Origin of the sequence: Nocardia sp. NPDC058176, assembly GCF_042883805.1 — a bacterium.
Lineage (GTDB): Bacteria > Actinomycetota > Actinomycetes > Mycobacteriales > Mycobacteriaceae > Nocardia.
In genome coordinates, this window is sequence record NZ_JBHVVA010000001.1 from 1,782,246 (window position 1) to 1,798,525 (window position 16,280).

Genomic DNA, 16,280 nt, shown 5'->3' on the forward strand with positions numbered 1-16,280 from the left:
GCCAGGCTCGGGAGGCTGAGCGCCCCGATTGCGCGGAAGGTGGGTTCCTACTCGGCGCGCTGACAGGGTGCGCCGGGCTCACTCCGGCGCACCCTGGTCGACTCAGCCCTCGGAGACCTCGGTGCGGTCGCCGCTCCACAGGGTGTGGAACTTGCCGTCGGCGTCGATGCGCTCGTAGGTGTGGGCGCCGAAGAAGTCGCGCTGGCCCTGGGTGAGGGCGGCGGGGAGGCGTTCGGCGCGCAGGGCGTCGTAGTAGGACAGGGAGGAGGCGAAGGCGGGGACGGGGATGCCGAGGAGGGTGGCGGTGGAGACCACGCGGCGCCAGCTGTCGATGGCGGTTTCGATGGCTTCGCGGAAGTAGGGGGCCAGGATCAGGCTCGGCAGGGCCGGGTCCTGCTCGTAGGCGTCCTTGATCCGGTTCAGGAAGCGGGCGCGGATGATGCAGCCGCCGCGCCAGATCGTCGCCAGGTCACCGGGGTGCAGGTCCCAGTCGTATTCGGCGCTGCCCGCGGCGATCTGGTCGAAGCCCTGTGCGTAGGCGACGACCTTGGAGGCGTAGAGCGCCTGCCGGATGTCCTCGGTGAACTGCTCGACATCGGTGGGCTTGGCGGCGAGCGTGCCCGAGGCCAGGCCGACCGCGGCCTTGCGCTGGGCGCGCGACCCCGACAGCGCCCGGGCGAAGACGGCCTCGGCGATGCCGGTCACCGGGACGCCGAGATCGAGCGCGGACTTGACCGTCCAGCGGCCGGTGCCCTTCTGCTCGGCGGCGTCGACGATGACGTCGACCAGCGGCTTGCCGGTCTTGGCGTCGATCTGGGCGAGCACCTCGGCGGTGATCTCGACCAGGTAGCTCTCCAGATCGCCGGAGTTCCACTGGGTGAACACCTCCGCGATCTGCCCGGCGTCGAAACCGAGCGCGTCGCGGAACAGGTGGTAGGCCTCGCCGATCAGCTGCATGTCGGCGTATTCGATGCCGTTGTGCACCATCTTGACGAAGTGCCCGGAACCGTCGGGGCCGATGTGGGTGCAGCACGGGACGCCGTCGACCTGGGCCGCGATCGACTCGAGCAGCGGGCCGAGCGACTCGTAGGACTCCTTGGGTCCGCCGGGCATGATGGCCGGGCCGTTGAGCGCGCCTTCCTCACCACCGGAGATCCCGGCACCGACGAAGTTCAGGCCGCGCTCGCTCAGCGCGGCCTCGCGGCGGATGGTGTCGGTGTAGAGGGCGTTGCCGCCGTCGATGATGATGTCGCCCGGCTCCATCGCGGCGGCCAGTTCCTCGATGACGGCGTCGGTCGCGTCGCCCGCCTTGACCATGATCAGCACGCGCCGCGGCTTCTCCAGCGCCGCCACGAATTCCTCGACGGTTTCGGTGCGGACGAAATCGCCGTCACCGCCGTGCTCGGCGAGCAGCGCGTCGGTCTTGGCGACGGAGCGGTTGTGCAGCGCGACAGTGTAGCCGTGCTTGGCGAAGTTGCGGGCGATGTTGCTGCCCATCACGGCCAGGCCGGTGACACCGATCTGCGCACGCGCGGTAGAGGTCGACATTGATCAGCTCTCTTCGTTCGGCGGGTCCGACGGGTGCGGAAGACGGCTTCCTTGCCAGCCAAGTTACTGGGTGCCGTTCCGCGGCCGAACACATACCACCGTGACCGGGGTTGCGCGCGGAACCGGGCGTTGCCCGCATGTCGGCGGTCGCTGCTAGGGTCGGTCGAGTTCTGACACGGGGTGTCTCGCGACCGCGAGGCTGAGAACAGACCCGCCGAACCTGTTCAGGTAATGCTGACGAAGGGATGTCATGGTGTCGCACGCCCACACCACAAACAAGTTCACCGATCACCTCTGGGACCGGACGAAGTCTCTCCGGACCGCGATCGACGACCTGGAATTCCTGCGCCTGCTCGGCGAGGGCACCTTGCCGCTCGAGGTGTTCCGCACCTACATCGAGCAGGATTCGCTGTATCTCACCGGATACTCCAAGGCGCTGGCGATTCTCGCCGCCAAGTCGCCGGACCCGCAGACCGCCGCCTTCTGGGCGACCTCGTCCGCGAACGCCGCCGCTGTCGAATCGGCCATGCACGAGCAGTTGCTCACCGGTGGCGCGCTGCCCCCGCGACAGGGTGAGCCGGAGCTTTCGCAGACCTGCTTGGCCTATGTCTCCTACCTGATCGCCGCGGCCGCGACCGAGTCCTACGCCGTCGCCGCGGCCGCCGCGCTGCCCTGCTTCTGGATCTATGCCGAAGTGGGCCGCGACCTGGCCGAGAGCGCCGCGAAGGTGATCGCCGCCGACCCCGCCCACCCGTATGCCCAGTGGGTCACCACCTACGGCGCCGAGGAGTTCCAGCAGTCCGCCGCCACGGCGCGAGCGCTGGTCGACGTGGCCGCCGAGTCGGCGGGTGACCGGGAGCGGGAGGCGATGGAGCAGGCGTTCGTCCTCGCCACGCGCTACGAGTTGCTGTTCTGGGACACCGCCCTGCACCCGCAGCCCTGGCCCGCCGCATGACCGGGCGTCTGCGCCGCGCGCTCGCGGTCATGGCGACCACCGTCGCGACCCTGTCGCTGCTCACCGCCTGCGGTTCGGGCGGCAGCTCCGATGAGACCATCCGGTTCGCACTGGACTGGACGCCGAACACCAACCACGTCGGGCTCTACGTCGCGTTGCAGCGCGGCTACTTCTCCGACGCGGGTCTGGACGTCCAGGTGCTGCCCTACAACAACACCTCCGTCGACACGGTGGTCGATGCCGGAAACGCCGAATTCGGGATCAGTACGCACAATTCGTCGACGTTCGCGCGCGCGTCGGGTGCGCGGGTGAAGTCGGTGCTCGCGCCGCTGCAGCACTGGGCGACGGGCATCGGGGTGCGCGCCGATCGGGCCGACCTCGCGAGCCCGAAGGACCTCGACGGCAAGACCTACGCCGGGTTCGGCGATCCGGGTGAGCGGGAGGCGCTGCAGCAGGTCATCCGCAATGACGGCGGCACCGGCGATTTCACCTCGGTGGTGCTCGGTTCGTCGGCGTATGAAGCGGTCTACGGCGGCAAGGCGGACTTCACCGTCTCGTACCTGGCCTGGGAGGGCATCGAGGCCGAACACCACGGCACCCCGATGCGGTACTTCCGCTACACCGACTTCGGTTTCCCCGATGCCTACGCCATCGTGATCGATGCCAACGAGGGCTGGCTGGCCGAGAACCCGGACCGCGCCGCGAAATTCGTGCAGGCCCTGCAACGCGGCTACCAGTTCGCCGCGGACGATCCGGACGCGGCGGCCCGGGACCTCCTCGACGCCAATCCGGGCGCGTTCAACGACGAGTCGCTGGTCTTCGAGAGTCAGCGCATGCTGGCCGAGCAGTTCATGAAGGACGCCGACGGCAAGGTGGGCACCCAGACGGTGGAGCAGTGGTCGGCGAATTCCGGCTTCCTGTACCGGGGCGGTCTGCTGACCGGACCCGACGGCAAGCCGCTGACCACCGAACCCGACTGGTCGACGTATTTCACCAATGAGTACCTCGCCAACCCGTGAGCTGTCGGTAGCCGCGTCGCCGCCGGTTTCCTCCGGTGGCGACGGCGGGACCGCGCGCTGGGCGGGGATCCGGTGGGCGGTGCCGTCGGTCGTCACGGTGGCGGTGCTCGTCGTGATCTGGCAGCTCTATGTCACGAGCAGCGGTGTGCGTCCGCAGGTGCTGCCCTCGCCGGTGCGGGTCGTCCAGCAGGGCTGGGCGCATCGGGACGAGATCGGTACGCACGCGGCCGCCACCCTGCAGGTGACGCTGATCGGGTTCGCGGTGTCGCTGAGCCTGGCGTGGGTGCTGGCGGTGATCGTGGACTTCTCGCCGTGGTTGCGTCGGGCGCTGGTACCACTGTTCGTGGCCTCCCAGACCGTGCCGATCGTGGCGATCGCGCCGTTGATGATCATCTGGTTCGGATTCGGTCTGCTGCCGAAGATCCTGGTGGTCGCGCTGGTCACCTTCTTCCCGATGGCCATCGGCCTGATCGAGGGGTTCGCCGCGGCCGACCGGGACGCGGGCGCGTTGCTGCGCAGCATGGGCGCTTCCCGGGTACAGGTGTTCCGGTATGTGCGGCTGCCCTCGGCGGTGCCCCGGTTCTTCACCGCGTTGCGGATCGGGATCACCTACGCGGTCGTGGGCGCGGTGTTCGCCGAGTATGTGGGCGCGAGCGTCGGTCTCGGTATCTACATGAGTCTGCAGAAGAATTCGTTCCGCACCGACCTGGTGTTGGCGGCGGTGCTGGTGACGGCGCTGCTGAGTATCGCGCTGTACCTGTCGACGTTCGCGATCGAACGCCTCGTCGCACCGTGGTCACGCGCGCAGAACAGGAGCCGGCATGACTGAGGCCGGAGGCGACCGGATCGTCGTTGACCAGCTCACCAAGTCGTTCCCGCAGCCCGGACGGAACACCCCGGACCTCGCGGTGCTCGGCGGGGTGTCGTTCACGGTGCGATCGGGTGAGTTCGTCACCGTCATCGGGCCCAGCGGCTGCGGCAAGAGCACCGTGTTCAACATGCTGGCCGGACTCGAATCCCCCGACTCCGGCAGCGTCGGTTTCCGCGCGGCCGACGGCGAGGACACCGCATCGCACAGCGCCTACATGCCGCAGAAGGACCTGCTGTTCCCCTGGCGGACCGTCCTCGACAACACCGTCCTCGGCCTGCAGGTGCAGGGCGTGCCGAAGGCCGAAGCCCGCCGCCGGGCCCGCGAACTGTTCCCGGTGTTCGGCCTGTCCGGCTTCGAGGACGCCCGCCCGTCCCAGCTGTCGGGCGGCATGCGCCAGCGGGCCGCGCTGCTGCGGACCGTCGTGCAGGAACGCGAACTACTGCTGCTCGACGAACCTTTCGGCGCGCTCGACTCGCTGACCCGCACCGAGATGCAGTCCTGGCTCCAAGAGGTGTGGCAGCGCTACCGCTGGATGGTCCTGATGATCACCCACGACATCCGCGAGGCCGTCTACCTGTCGGATCGCGTGATCGTGCTGTCGGCGCGCCCGGCCACCGTGCGCCACGAACTGCGCATCGATCTCCCGCGACCGCGCGAGTTGTCCGTCATCACCGCGCCCGAATTCGTCGCGCTGGAAGAGGAACTCCTCGAGATCCTGCACGAGGAGTCGCGTCGGGCGTTCACCGAACAGAAATCCTCCGGCCCGCGGTTCTGAACGGCCGCGGAGGTCGCTCGTCCCGGTGGCGCAGGACCAGTTGCAGCGTGTCGAGGTAGCCGGAGCGGAATCCGGCCTCGGAGTAGGCGAGGTACAGGCGCCACATTCGCCGGAACACCTCGTCGAAGCCGAGTTCGCCGACTTGGTCGTCCGCGGAAACGAACCGTTCCTGCCACAGGCGCAGGGTGTGCGCGTAGTGCTCGCCCATCGCGGTCCGATCCACGATCTCGAGGGCGGTGTGTCGCGAAAGCAGCTGTGCCAGCAGTTCTTCCGACGGGAGGAAGCCGCCGGGGAAGATGTACTGCTGGATCCAGGTGTGGGTCGTGCGGCCGGCCCGCATCCGGTCGTGCGGCATGGTGATGACCTGCACGGCGACGCGCCCGCCCGGTGCGAGCACCCGCTCGAGGACGGTCAGGTAGTCGGCCAGGTAGTCGTAGCCGACCGCCTCGATCATCTCCACCGAGACCACGGCGTCGTACCGGCCGTCGACGTCGCGGTAGTCGAGCAGTTCGATCGACACCTGGTCGGCGAGCCCGGCCGCGGTGACGCGTTCGCGGGCGAGCCGCTGCTGTTGCGCCGAGAGCGTGATGGAGCGGACGGTCGCGCCGCGGCGCGCGGCCCGGATGGCGAGTTCGCCCCAGCCGGTGCCGATTTCGAGTACCGAACTGCCGGGACCGACCTCGGTGGCGTCGAGCAACCGGTCGATCTTGTTGCGCTGGGCGGCGGCCAGGTCGTCCCATCCCGGAGCGGGATCGAGCCGATCGAACAGTGCCGCCGAGTAGGTGATCGTCTCGTCGAGGAACAGGGCGAAGAAGTCGTTGGACAGGTCGTAGTGGTGCGCGGCATTGCCGCGAGCGCCGGTCGCGGTGGCGCGGGTACGGGCGGGTTGTCGCGGGAGGACGAGGGATCGCAGGGCTTGCAGCGGGCCCGGGACGAGCCCGCCCATGTTCGAGGCCAGCACGGTGAGCGCCGCCGTCGGGTCCGGGGCGGACCAGTCACCCGCCATGTACGCCTCACCGAATCCGATGAGTCCGGTCGCACCGACCCGGGTGGCGAAGGCGTCGGGGTCGTGCAGCACCATCAGCGGGGTGGTCGGGTCGTCGACGCCACCGCCGAGCATCGTGCCGTCGGGGAGTTCGACACGGAGCGGAAGCCGGCGCACCGCCCGGCGGAACAGTGCCGACGCCACGACCCGGCCGACACCGGCACGGACACCCCGGGGCACCTCGGCCGACCCCCAACGGTCGGCGATCGGGGCGGCCGCCGCGGTCTCGACACCGCACGCGGAGCTGTTCATGGCAGGGCCTCCTGGGACAGATGCGGGGTGCGGGGCACGATCGGCAGGCCGCGGCGCCACAGCCGAAGCCCCTGCAACCGGATTCGCGCGGCGATGCGCCAGGTTTCGAACGGATGCGCCAGGATCGCGCGGGTGACATTCCGGCGGTTCGCGGGCAGGACGCGTCCCCGGACGGTGGCGTCGAAGGTGCTGCGGCCGTCCGGTCCTTCGAGCGAGATCGCCAGCCGCAACCGGGTGCCGGGAACCGGGAGTCGCAGCCGGTAGTGCCCGGCCACCGGGTTGAACGGCGAGACGTAGAACTCCTTGGCGACCACGGGATTCGCTTCGGGCGGCAGGAGATAGCGGTGCCGTTCGCCGTAGGTGTTGTGCACCTCGGCGATCACGCACCGCAGGGCGCCGGTGTGGTCGTGGCACCAGAACACGGTGAGCGGATTGAAGACGTAGCCGAATACGCGGGCGTTGGCGAGCATCAGGATCTGCCCGCCGCGCAGGTCGATTCCCTGGCGGGCCAGGTGGTCGACCACGTTGGCGCGCAGGGTGGCCGACGGATCGCCGAGATGGTCGCCGGTCCGGAAGTCCGCGAACAGGCGCAACGGCCACCGGAGGCTCGGCATCTCGTCGAGGTCGACGAGCCAGCTGTAGCTGCGGTACGCGAACAGATGACGCCTCGGTTCGCGGCGCGAATGGCGAATCACTGTGCGCACCAGTCGGGCTCGGGTCATCTCGGCCCCGGTGTGACGGCGGCGACGGGCGCGCCGACCGGGTCACGATGTCCGCTGATCCGCTGCGCGGCGCGCAGTCCCGACAGCGCGCCGTCCTCATGGAATCCCCACCCGTGATAGGCACCGGCGAAGGCCACGGTGTGGTCGCCGATCTCGGGCAGGCGTCGCCGGGCCGCCATGGAGCGAGGTGTGTACTGCGGGTGTTCATAGGTCATTCCGGCGAGGATCGCCTCGGGTGCGACCCGGTTGTCGTCGCCGAGGGTCACCACGAACCGCCGGTCGGCGGACAGACGTTGCAGGCGGGTCAGGTCGTAGCTCACCAGTACGTGCTCGGGTGCCGAATCACACTGCGGCAGCACGTAGTTCCACGAGGCACGGGCGCCGGTTCGGCGTGGCAGGACCGAGTCGTCGGTGTGCAGGATCGTGTGGTTGGTCGAATAGGTCAGCGCGGCGAGGATGTCGGACTCGGCGGTGGTCGGCGTCTCGAGCAGCCGCAGGGCCTGGCCGGGATGGGTGGCGATCACCGCGGCGTCGAAACGGTCGACCCGGTCGGCGTCGTCGCGAATCGCGACCGTGTGTTCGCCGCGCTGGACCGTCCGCACCGGCACGCCCGCCCGCACCTCGTGCAGACTTGCCGCGATCGCCCGCACGTAGGTCGCCGAGCCGCCGGACACGGTCCGCCAGGTGGGCGAGCCGAACACGGTGAGCATGCCGTGGTGGTCGAGGAAGGTGAACAGGTAGCGGGCGGGGAAGCGCAGCGCGAGCTCCGGTGGACACGACCAGACCGCCGCCACCAGCGGGACCAGGAAGTGCGCGATGAAGTAGGCCGAGAACCGGCCGTCGCGCACGAACTCGCCCAGCGTGCGCAGGTCGTCGCCCTCGGTGTCCAGTTCGGCACGGGCGCGACGCTGCCAGCGCACGATCTCGCCGAGCATCCGCAGATACGCGCCGCGGACCATGGTCCTCGGCGCCGGGAAGAGTCCGCGCAGCCCCTTGGCGCCCGCGTACTCGAGGCCGCAGCCATCACAGCGGATCGACATCGACATGTCGGAGTCCTGGGTACGCACGCCCAGCTCGTCGAACAGTCGCAGCAGGGTGGGATAGGTGCGATCGTTGTGCACGATGAATCCCGAATCCACGCCGAGCCACTCCCCCGTGCCGTCGGCGCGGGCGTTCACCCGGTGGGTGTGCGCGTGGCCGCCCAGTCGTGCGTCGGCTTCGTAGAGGACGACTTCACAGGTGCGGGCCAGCTCCCAGGCGGCCGTCAGTCCGGCGACGCCGCTGCCGATCACCGCGACCCGACGCACGTCACCGGTCACCACCGGAGCTCCACTCGGCCGAGCAGCCGGCCCGCGGGCGCCGATGTGCCGGTGAGACTTCGACGTCCACGGGACGAGGTGGTGGCCATGAACAACCTCCGACTGTCGGTCGAGCCGGTGAACTGACCGGCTCACCTTTCCGAGGCTATCATGTAAACGATGCACAACCGATGCATCCATTCGAGGCAGTTCAGAACTGGGCGGAGACCGCGATGAGCTTCTACCCGACCCGTCTCGATGCCGCCGCCGACCGCGCCGTCGCGCCCGGATACAGCCGGATCGGCTTCCGGGTGCGGAGCCGGGCCTGGCCACCATTGCCGCCGCATGCCCTGGCCGGCCGCAGCGCCGTGGTCACCGGCGCGAACTCCGGCGTCGGTAAGGCGATCGCCATCGGCTTGGCGCGACTCGGCGCCTCGGTCACCCTGGCGGTGCGTAGCACCTCGCGCGGCGATGCGGCGGCGGCCGAGATCGCCGCGGCCGTTCCCGGTGCCGTCCTGGGTGTCGAACGGTGCGACGTCGCCGATCTCGCGGATGTGCGGAGGTTCGCCACCGAGTTCCTGGGCAAGACCGATCGAGTCGATGTGCTCGTCCACAACGCGGGCGTCATGCCCACCGCGCGCGCCGAGAGCGCCCAGGGGCACGAACTCTGCCTGTCCACCCACGTCCTCGGACCGCTGCTGCTCACCGAACTGCTCGCCCCCGCGATGGCCCGCACGTCCGCCGCCCGGGTGATCCTGATGTCCTCGGGCGGCATGTACACCCAGGGCCTGCATCCCGACGATCTCGAGTACCGCACGGCCGGCTATCGCGGCGCCACCGCGTACGCCCGGTCGAAGCGGATGCAGGTCGTCCTGACACCGGTCATGGCCGAACATCTTGCCGGAGCGGGCGTTTCGGTCCACAGCATGCACCCCGGCTGGGTGGATACACCGGGAGTCGCCACCTCACTACCGAGATTCCGTGCCCTGACCGGCCCGCTGCTCCGCTCCCCCGCCGAAGGCGCGGACACCGCCATCTGGCTCGCCGCGGCCAACGATCTCCCGTCCGGACGGTTCTGGCACGACCGCAAACTCCGCCCCGAACATTATCTGCGGCGCACCCGCGAATCACCCACCGACCGTGATCGCCTGTGGCAGTACTGCACAACCGCCATCGCCGACTATTGATGCATATTCGACTCACACAGCCACCGGACGGTGGACCTACATCCACCCTCGGTACAGGAGGTCTCCCGGAAGGCGTTCGGTGAGGGCGGCCCAGGTTCGACGCCATCGACGGCGAGTCCGGCTGGGTGGCCAGGGTCCGTCGCGCAGCTCGGCAGGGATCAGGGGATCTGTTCTCATCGCTCGTTCGAGCGCTTCCGCCAGCCGGAGTTGCTGTACGAGAACCGCCATCTCGTGGTCGGACGCGGTGGCCTCCTCGACATCCGCCAGTACCTGTTCCACGATGGTGTAGCCCGCGATGATCGGCCCCGCGGGCCACAGCTGCTCGGTGAGGATGTGCGCATCGACGACGCCGCGGACATTCAGTTCGCCCGTGGTCGCCCGCACCAGGTGTACCGGGTCGAGATCCGCGAGCAACTCGCCGAGATCGTGGGGGCTCAGGTACAGGCCGGTGGAGACGGAGACAGCGCCGAGCTCGGTCAGGCGGCGGCGCAGCGCGTCTCGGGTGGCCCGGTCGGATTCGGGGGCACTCACGGCCAGCATGCGCCACTGCCGGTCCCATGGGGCCTGCCCCTGGTCTTGTGCGACAGCGAGCCGGAGGCCGACGCGGTCACGCTCCAGGCGCCGTCGGCCGATGTCGGTGAGCCGCGCGGTGCCGCTCCGGCCGCGCCCGGTCAGGACGATCTCACCGGTGGTGACCATGCGCCGCAGCGCCAACCGGAGTGGCTGATCGGCGACGCCCGCGGCATTGGCGGTGTCGTAGACCAGATCGAGCCGGGCCACCCCGCTGTCGGGCAGGAACGCCTCGATCACCCGCCGTGGCGTGATCGGCACGGCCGTGGCGTCGCGCACTTCTCGAACCCCATCCATGTCGCCGAATCTATCAAGTATTCTACGAACGTGAGCAGAATGAACCGTAGGCGCTGGTTTCTCGGGGTGCTCGCCGCCGTGCTCGTGCTCGTACTCGGCGGGACGGTGGTGGCGCTGGTCGGCAACAACTACCGGATCACCGAGGAACGTCTGTCGATCCCGGTCCCCGGCGGCGCCCTGGATGCCGTGCTCGCCCGCCCCGAAGACGGTCCGGCACGGGGATTGGTGGTGACGGTCCACGGCGACGGGCCGGTCGAAGCGACCCATGACGGGCTCTACCGGCCCTTCTTCGAAGCGGCGGCCGACGCCGGTTTCGCCACGCTCTCCTGGAGCAAACCCGGGATCGGAACCTCCAGCGGCAACTGGCTGGAGCAGAGCATGGACGACCGTGCCGCGGAGGTCTCGACAGTCATCGACTGGGCCCGCGACCGGGCCGACATCCCCACCGGCGCCATCGCACTGTGGGGCGCGAGTCAAGCGGGCTGGGTACTGCCCGCGGTCACCGCGGTCCGCGACGACATCGACGCCGTCGTCACCGTCAGCCCGGCCGTCAACTGGCTGCGCCAAGGTCGCTACAACCTGCTGGCCGAACTCGACCACGACGGCGCCGACGCCACCCGACGGGCCGAGACCATCGCGGCGAGCGACCACACCCGCGCACTACTCGACCGGCACGCCGACTACGACACCTACCTCACCGAGACCGACGATTCCCCACCGATGACCGCCGACCGGTGGGGTTTCGTCGCACGCAACCACACCGCGGACGCCACCGCGAACCTGCGAGCCACAGCGAGCAAGCACATCCCCACGCTGCTCATGCTCGCCGAGCACGACCGCAACGTCGACATCGCCGAAACCGCCACGACCTACACGGAACTCCTCGGCGACGACCTCACCGTCGAATACTTCGACGCCGCCCACTCCCTGGCGAAACCCGCCGTCGAGGACTCCGCACTCGTGGGACTCACCATCGGGCTCTTCCGGCCCAGAGCCCTGCTCGCCGACGGCGTCCTCGACACCTACCGACACTTCCTCCGCGAACAGGACTGATGATCGCCGCCGTCGACGCGAGGGGGATCGACCTGGTTGGCGGCGGTGTTCACGGTCGCAGCGCGGGTGGCACTGTCGCGCCCGAATCGTCCGCTGGTGCTGCCGGATCCGGTGCGGACCCGTTCCGGCGGCCACGCGGGATGACCAGGGGTGTTCCGGCGACGGGGTCGGTGAGGATCGTGCTGTCGATGCCGAAGACCCGGGCGATGAGCTCGGTGGTGATGATCGTGCGGGGGTCGCCCTCGGCGACGATCTCACCGCCCGCCATCGCGATGAGATGGGTGGCGTACTGGGCGGCGTGGTTGGGGTCGTGCAGGACGGCGACGATCGTGCGGCCCTGTTCGCGCAGGTCGTGGAGCAGGTCGAGGACCTCGAGCTGGAAGGCGATGTCGAGGAAGGTGGTCGGTTCGTCCAGGAGCAGGATCGGGGTTTCCTGGGCGAGTGCCATGGCGATCCAGACGCGCTGGCGCTGGCCGCCGGAGAGTTCCTCGACGGGCCGATCGGCGAGTTCGTCGGTGCGGGTGGCGGTCATGGCCGCCCAGAGCGCGTCCTCGTCGCGACGTGTCCACCGGTGCAGCGGGCCCTGATGGGGGAAGCGGCCGCGGGCGACGAGGTCGGCGACGGTGATGTTGTCGGGGGCGGTCGCGGATTGGGGCAGGAAGCCGACGGCGCGGGCGAATTCCTTCGACGGATAGGACTGGACGGTCCGGCCGTCGAGGAGCACAGCGCCGTTGCCGGGGGCGAGCAGGCGGGCGAGCGAACGCAGGAGGGTCGATTTGCCGCAGCCGTTGGGTCCGACGATGACCGTGAACGACCCGTCGGGGATGGTGAGGCTGAGCCCGCGCGAGATGACGCGGCGGTCGTAGGCGAGGGTCGCCTCCTCGACGCTGAGTCGCCCCCGGCCGTCGGCGGTGGTCATGATCGTGTTCTCCAGATCTCGTGTAGGAGCAGCCACACCAGGTATCCCCCGCCGATGACGACCGTGGCGACACCGACCGGCAGCGGTGTCCGCCACAGGTGCTGCGCGGCGAGGTCGGCGGTGGTGAGCACGAGCGCGCCGGTGAGGGCGGTGGCGGTCATCATGAGCGCCCGGCCACGCAGCAGCAGGCGGGCGATGTGGGGTGCGGCGAGGGCGACGAAGGCGATCGGTCCGGCCGCGGCGGTGACGATCGCGATCAGCGCGACCCCGACGACGACGAGTGCCAGCTTGGCGGATTCCACCCGCAGCCCGAGGGCCCTGGCGGCGTCGTCGCCGAGTTCGAGGTGGCCCAGCAGCGGCGCGAGCAGCCGCAGCACCGCCAGCAGGGCCGCGATCGCGACCATCGCGGGAACGATCTGCTCCCAGGTGACGGTGCTCAGCGACCCGGCTTCCCAGGCGGCCGCCGTCACGGCGACCTCGATATCGGCCCGCAACACCATCCAGGTGTTGATCGCGCCGAGGGTGGCGGCCAGGGCGATGCCGACGACGATCAGCCGGAATCCGTGCAGCCCGGTGCGCACGCTGAGGACATACACGAGCGCCGCGGCGAGCAACCCGCCGATCAGCGCGCCCGCGGCGACTTCGCCGTAGCCGCCGGCGAAGACGATGATGACGATGAGCGCCCCGGTGTAGGAGCCCGCGGAGAAGCCGAGGATGTCGGGGCTGGCCAACGGGTTTCGGGTCAGCGACTGGAAGATCGCGCCGCTCACCGCGAGCGCGGCGCCGAAGACCACGGCGGCCAGCACCCGTGGCAGACGCCAGTCGAGCACCACGATCCGGTCGGACCGTTCACCGCCGCCGAGCAGCGCGGAGATCACCTCGGCCGGTGACAGGGTGATGTCGCCGGTGCCGAGCGTCACGACGCCCACCGCGAACACGGCGAGCACGAGCAGCGCGCACACCGCGATCGCGCGCGGGCGGATGGCCCGGCGTCGCGGACCGATCCGCGGCCGGGCGACCGGCGGTGCCGTCACAGTCCCACCACCTTGCGTCGCCGGACCAGCATCATCAGCATCGGGCCGCCGAGCACGGCGGTCACGATGCCGACGGGCACCTCGGCCGGTCGCATGACCAGACGGCCGAGGACATCGGCGACCAACAGCAGCGACGGCGCGAGCAGACCACTGAGCAGCAGAATCCAGCGCTGATCGGTGCCGACCAGCCAGCGGGCGGCGTGCGGGACCATGAGTCCGACGAAGACGATCGGCCCGGCGATGGCGGTCGCGCCACCGGCCAGCAGGGTGATGGCGATGATCGACAGGGTCCGGGTGCGTCGCACCGACGCGCCGAGTCCGGCCGCCGCGTCGTCGCCCAGGGCCAGCGCGCTCAACGAGGGGCCGATCAGCGCGGCGATCAGGATGCCGACGCCGAGGAACGGCGCCGCGGCGCGCAGTACGTCGAAGTCCCGGCCGACCAGGGTGCCCGCGTTCCAGGCGCGCATCTGCGCGAACGCGTCCGGGTTCAGCAGGGTGATCGCCGTGACTATCCCGCCGAGGACCGCGGCGAGCGCGACACCGGCCAAAATCAGCCGGACCGGGTCGACGCCGCCCCGACCGGCCGAGCCGATGAGATACACCAAGGCCGCGATCAGCCCGGCGCCGCACAGCGCGAACCACACGTACGCGGTCGGCGCCGTGAGGCCGAAGGCCCCGACCGCGATGGTGACCGCCACCGCCGCACCGGCATTCACGCCGAGCAGACCCGGATCCGCCAGGGGATTGCGGGTCAACGCCTGGATGATCGCGCCCGCGATACCGAGGCCGAGCCCGACCAGGACACCGGCGACGGTGCGCGGAACCCGCAGGTCTCGCACGATCCGGTAGTCCTCCCCCGCACCGATCCCGTGCAGCGCGTCCCACACGACACTCGGCGCGATGTCGCGAGCACCGACGCACAGGCTCACGACGATCAGCAGACACAGACCGGCCACGACGACCAGTACCGCCGCACCACGCCGCCGGAGCGCAGGTCGCCGGTGTCGTCGCGAGGCAACGACACCGGCGGACTTCTGCAGGGTTACCCGGTGCGGATCAGCCAAGACGGGCGAACGTGGCGTCGAGATCCTGTGGCGCCCAGGCCTTCCCGAGGATGCCGGCGTTGTTGATCGCCTCGCCCTGCGCGTCGCTGAGCCACACGACCCGCTCGGAGAGGTTCCCGGCCCAGGCGGGTGCGGCCTCGAGCTGGGCGATCGCGTCGCGGGGCGACGGGAGCAGCAGGACGATCTCGCCCTTGACGTCGCCCGCCGTCTCGCCCGAGTACACGGTGCGCGCCCCGGCGTCTTCGACCTCGGTCTGATCGGCGGCGGGCTTCATCCCGAACAGGCGCAGGATGTTGCCGCCGGAGGCGAGCATGATGTCGGAGTTGTAGTAGAGCCCGAACGAGTACGGCTTCGTCGCGAGAGCGGGATGCTTGGCGCCCACGGCGGCGAACGCGTCGACGGCGTCGGTGATCAGCTGCTCGCCCTGGTCGACCTTGTCGAAGGCCTGCGCGACCTGGCGGACGCCGACCCGCCAGTCCTTGTTGGCGTCCTGCATGTCGAACACGAGCGTCGGCGCGATCTGATTCAGCTTGGTGAGCACCGTCTTGTCGTTGAACTGGGGCCAGGCGGGTGCGACGATCAGATCCGGGTTCAGCGCGAGGATGCCCTCGTAGTTGATCTCGTTGGCGTACACGTCCGCGAGCGAGTCGTTGATCGCCTCGTGCCCGACGTGGTCGGCCAGGTACGGCAGCTTCTCGATATTGGCGACGCTCGCGCCGACCGGGTCGACACCCAGGGCGAGGACGTTCTCGAACGCGGGATTACCCAGGGTGACAACGCGTTCGGGCTTCTGGTCGATCGTCGTCTCGCCTGCGGCGGTGGCGACGGTGATCGGGTAGGTCCCGGCACCGTCCGACCCGCCTGCGGCCTGATCGGAGTCGGAGGAGCAGCCGGTGACGACGAGCAGGCTGACGGCGGCCGCGAGCAGCAAGCCGAGCGGTCTGGAGCGGGAGATGAGCGACACGATTGCTACCCTAGCAATAATAAATAAGGGTGTCCTATGTTCCATCGGCGGGAGCAGCGGAGTCCACATGGGTCCAGGCCGCGTCCGGTGTCGGGACGGCCTCGGGCAGTCGCCCGGCCAGGATGAGCTGGTCCGCGCCGAGGAGGAAGGCCTCGATGGTCCACCTGACCTGTTCCTCGTGCAGTTCGGTGCGCGGGTACTGCGCGTTCGGGTAGCGATTGCGGCGCGGCGGGCGCAGGGCGGCGGTGAGAGTGAGCAGGCGCGAGCCAAGGATGTGCGCCGCCTTGCGGTCGAGGCGCGAATCCCGGCGCATGAGTTCGTCCATGATCTGTTCGAACACCCCCAGCGTCGACTGCTCGTAGGGCCCGCGCAGCACGTAGTCCTCCAGGCCCGGGTAGTCCTTCAGCAGCGCGGCGAACCGATCGGCGAGCACGCGCAGATATCCCTGCCAGGACGGCTCCTCCGGTGCGTCGAGCCGCAGACCGTCGAACACGCGCGCGCAGGCGAGCGCGTAGAGACGGTCGATCGAGTGCACGTGGTGGCGGATCGTCGCGTCCGAGACGCCGAGTTCGCGCGCCACCGCCGCCCGGGTCAGCTGGTCGAGACCGACCCGCTCGGCGGCGTCGAGGATGTCGGGCACCGAGGTCGTCGGCCGCCGTCCCAATCGTGGCGAGACCAACCGCTCGCTACCGGAACCCATGGCTCCA

General features: G+C 69.8%; 16 protein-coding genes and 1 riboswitch. Of the genes, 6 read left to right on the forward strand and 10 right to left on the reverse strand.

Annotated features, from left to right (window positions below; all coding sequences use genetic code 11):
• Positions 1–102 precede the first annotated feature (102 nt).
• Positions 103–1,548 carry an NADP-dependent phosphogluconate dehydrogenase gene (gndA, locus tag ACFVVM_RS08420; protein ID WP_387614736.1) on the reverse strand — a complete coding sequence of 482 codons (1,446 nt, stop codon included), beginning with the start codon at positions 1,546–1,548 and terminating at the stop codon, positions 103–105.
• A gap of 166 nt (positions 1,549–1,714) precedes the next feature.
• Positions 1,715–1,811, forward strand: a riboswitch (TPP riboswitch).
• Here gndA and ACFVVM_RS08425 point away from each other — a divergent pair.
• The 4 genes from ACFVVM_RS08425 to ACFVVM_RS08440 all read left to right on the forward strand — a co-directional run bounded on the left by ACFVVM_RS08425 (position 1,799) and on the right by ACFVVM_RS08440 (position 5,168).
• Positions 1,799–2,503 carry a TenA family protein gene (locus tag ACFVVM_RS08425; protein ID WP_387614739.1) on the forward strand — a complete coding sequence of 235 codons (705 nt, stop codon included), beginning with the start codon at positions 1,799–1,801 and terminating at the stop codon, positions 2,501–2,503. Its footprint overlaps the riboswitch before it by 13 nt.
• Positions 2,500–3,522 carry an ABC transporter substrate-binding protein gene (locus ACFVVM_RS08430; protein WP_387614742.1) on the forward strand — a complete coding sequence of 341 codons (1,023 nt, stop codon included), beginning with the start codon at positions 2,500–2,502 and terminating at the stop codon, positions 3,520–3,522. Before ACFVVM_RS08425 ends, ACFVVM_RS08430 begins: the two co-directional genes overlap by 4 nt.
• Complete coding sequence (locus ACFVVM_RS08435; RefSeq protein WP_387614745.1) at positions 3,500–4,351, forward strand: ABC transporter permease; 852 nt, start codon at positions 3,500–3,502, stop codon at positions 4,349–4,351. Before ACFVVM_RS08430 ends, ACFVVM_RS08435 begins: the two co-directional genes overlap by 23 nt.
• Positions 4,344–5,168, forward strand: a complete 825-nt coding sequence (locus tag ACFVVM_RS08440) for an ABC transporter ATP-binding protein (protein WP_387614748.1) — start codon at positions 4,344–4,346, stop codon at positions 5,166–5,168. The genes ACFVVM_RS08435 and ACFVVM_RS08440 overlap by 8 nt, the downstream gene beginning before the upstream one ends.
• On the opposite strand, the gene ACFVVM_RS08445 is transcribed toward ACFVVM_RS08440, so the two are convergent.
• From ACFVVM_RS08445 to ACFVVM_RS08455, 3 genes are read right to left on the reverse strand one after another with little or no spacing between them, the layout of a single operon-like run.
• Positions 5,134–6,465, reverse strand: coding sequence for a class I SAM-dependent methyltransferase (locus tag ACFVVM_RS08445; RefSeq protein WP_387614751.1), 1,332 nt, complete (start codon positions 6,463–6,465; stop codon positions 5,134–5,136). The genes ACFVVM_RS08440 and ACFVVM_RS08445 overlap by 35 nt on opposite strands.
• Positions 6,462–7,187 (reverse strand): DUF1365 domain-containing protein, encoded by a 726-nt coding sequence (locus ACFVVM_RS08450; protein ID WP_387614754.1) that lies wholly within the window; start codon positions 7,185–7,187, stop codon positions 6,462–6,464. Before ACFVVM_RS08450 ends, ACFVVM_RS08445 begins: the two co-directional genes overlap by 4 nt.
• Positions 7,184–8,506: an NAD(P)/FAD-dependent oxidoreductase gene (locus ACFVVM_RS08455; RefSeq protein ID WP_387614757.1), complete on the reverse strand. Its 1,323-nt coding sequence runs from the start codon at positions 8,504–8,506 to the stop codon at positions 7,184–7,186. Before ACFVVM_RS08455 ends, ACFVVM_RS08450 begins: the two co-directional genes overlap by 4 nt.
• Before the next feature lie 212 nt (positions 8,507–8,718).
• On the opposite strand from ACFVVM_RS08455, the gene ACFVVM_RS08460 reads away from it, so the two are divergent.
• On the forward strand, positions 8,719–9,672 hold the full coding sequence (locus ACFVVM_RS08460) for an SDR family NAD(P)-dependent oxidoreductase (RefSeq protein ID WP_387614760.1): 954 nt from the start codon (positions 8,719–8,721) through the stop codon (positions 9,670–9,672).
• A gap of 36 nt (positions 9,673–9,708) precedes the next feature.
• Here ACFVVM_RS08460 and ACFVVM_RS08465 read toward each other — a convergent pair whose 3' ends face one another.
• Positions 9,709–10,539, reverse strand: a complete 831-nt coding sequence (locus tag ACFVVM_RS08465; RefSeq protein ID WP_387614763.1) for a hypothetical protein — start codon at positions 10,537–10,539, stop codon at positions 9,709–9,711.
• Between the two features lie 39 nt (positions 10,540–10,578).
• On the opposite strand from ACFVVM_RS08465, the gene ACFVVM_RS08470 reads away from it, so the two are divergent.
• Positions 10,579–11,592, forward strand: coding sequence for an alpha/beta hydrolase family protein (locus ACFVVM_RS08470; RefSeq protein ID WP_387616790.1), 1,014 nt, complete (start codon positions 10,579–10,581; stop codon positions 11,590–11,592).
• Positions 11,593–11,641: 49 nt separating this feature from the next.
• On the opposite strand, the gene ACFVVM_RS08475 is transcribed toward ACFVVM_RS08470, so the two are convergent.
• The 5 genes from ACFVVM_RS08475 to ACFVVM_RS08495 are packed head-to-tail and all read right to left on the reverse strand — an operon-like array spanning position 11,642 to position 16,273.
• Positions 11,642–12,511, reverse strand: a complete 870-nt coding sequence (locus tag ACFVVM_RS08475) for an ABC transporter ATP-binding protein (protein WP_387614766.1) — start codon at positions 12,509–12,511, stop codon at positions 11,642–11,644.
• A complete protein-coding gene (locus ACFVVM_RS08480; RefSeq protein ID WP_387614769.1) occupies positions 12,508–13,545 on the reverse strand; it encodes a FecCD family ABC transporter permease in 1,038 nt (345 codons plus the stop codon). Before ACFVVM_RS08480 ends, ACFVVM_RS08475 begins: the two co-directional genes overlap by 4 nt.
• Positions 13,542–14,609, reverse strand: coding sequence for an iron chelate uptake ABC transporter family permease subunit (locus ACFVVM_RS08485; protein WP_387614772.1), 1,068 nt, complete (start codon positions 14,607–14,609; stop codon positions 13,542–13,544). The genes ACFVVM_RS08480 and ACFVVM_RS08485 overlap by 4 nt, the downstream gene beginning before the upstream one ends.
• Positions 14,602–15,573, reverse strand: coding sequence for an ABC transporter substrate-binding protein (locus ACFVVM_RS08490; RefSeq protein WP_387614775.1), 972 nt, complete (start codon positions 15,571–15,573; stop codon positions 14,602–14,604). Before ACFVVM_RS08490 ends, ACFVVM_RS08485 begins: the two co-directional genes overlap by 8 nt.
• Positions 15,574–15,607: 34 nt before the next feature.
• Complete coding sequence (locus tag ACFVVM_RS08495) at positions 15,608–16,273, reverse strand: TetR/AcrR family transcriptional regulator (protein WP_387614778.1); 666 nt, start codon at positions 16,271–16,273, stop codon at positions 15,608–15,610.
• Positions 16,274–16,280 lie beyond the last annotated feature (7 nt).

Bases quoted from the DNA above. Each gene is read 5' to 3' on its own strand.
- gndA (WP_387614736.1), bottom strand. From the start codon at position 1,548: ATGTCGACCTCTACCGCGCGTGCGCAGATCGGTGTCACCGGCCTGGCC.
- ACFVVM_RS08425 (WP_387614739.1), top strand. From the start codon at position 1,799: ATGGTGTCGCACGCCCACACCACAAACAAGTTCACCGATCACCTCTGG.
- ACFVVM_RS08430 (WP_387614742.1), top strand. From the start codon at position 2,500: ATGACCGGGCGTCTGCGCCGCGCGCTCGCGGTCATGGCGACCACCGTC.
- ACFVVM_RS08435 (WP_387614745.1), top strand. From the start codon at position 3,500: ATGAGTACCTCGCCAACCCGTGAGCTGTCGGTAGCCGCGTCGCCGCCG.
- ACFVVM_RS08440 (WP_387614748.1), top strand. From the start codon at position 4,344: ATGACTGAGGCCGGAGGCGACCGGATCGTCGTTGACCAGCTCACCAAG.
- ACFVVM_RS08445 (WP_387614751.1), bottom strand. From the start codon at position 6,465: ATGAACAGCTCCGCGTGCGGTGTCGAGACCGCGGCGGCCGCCCCGATC.
- ACFVVM_RS08450 (WP_387614754.1), bottom strand. From the start codon at position 7,187: ATGACCCGAGCCCGACTGGTGCGCACAGTGATTCGCCATTCGCGCCGC.
- ACFVVM_RS08460 (WP_387614760.1), top strand. From the start codon at position 8,719: ATGAGCTTCTACCCGACCCGTCTCGATGCCGCCGCCGACCGCGCCGTC.
- ACFVVM_RS08465 (WP_387614763.1), bottom strand. From the start codon at position 10,539: ATGGATGGGGTTCGAGAAGTGCGCGACGCCACGGCCGTGCCGATCACG.
- ACFVVM_RS08470 (WP_387616790.1), top strand. From the start codon at position 10,579: ATGAACCGTAGGCGCTGGTTTCTCGGGGTGCTCGCCGCCGTGCTCGTG.
- ACFVVM_RS08475 (WP_387614766.1), bottom strand. From the start codon at position 12,511: ATGACCACCGCCGACGGCCGGGGGCGACTCAGCGTCGAGGAGGCGACC.
- ACFVVM_RS08495 (WP_387614778.1), bottom strand. From the start codon at position 16,273: ATGGGTTCCGGTAGCGAGCGGTTGGTCTCGCCACGATTGGGACGGCGG.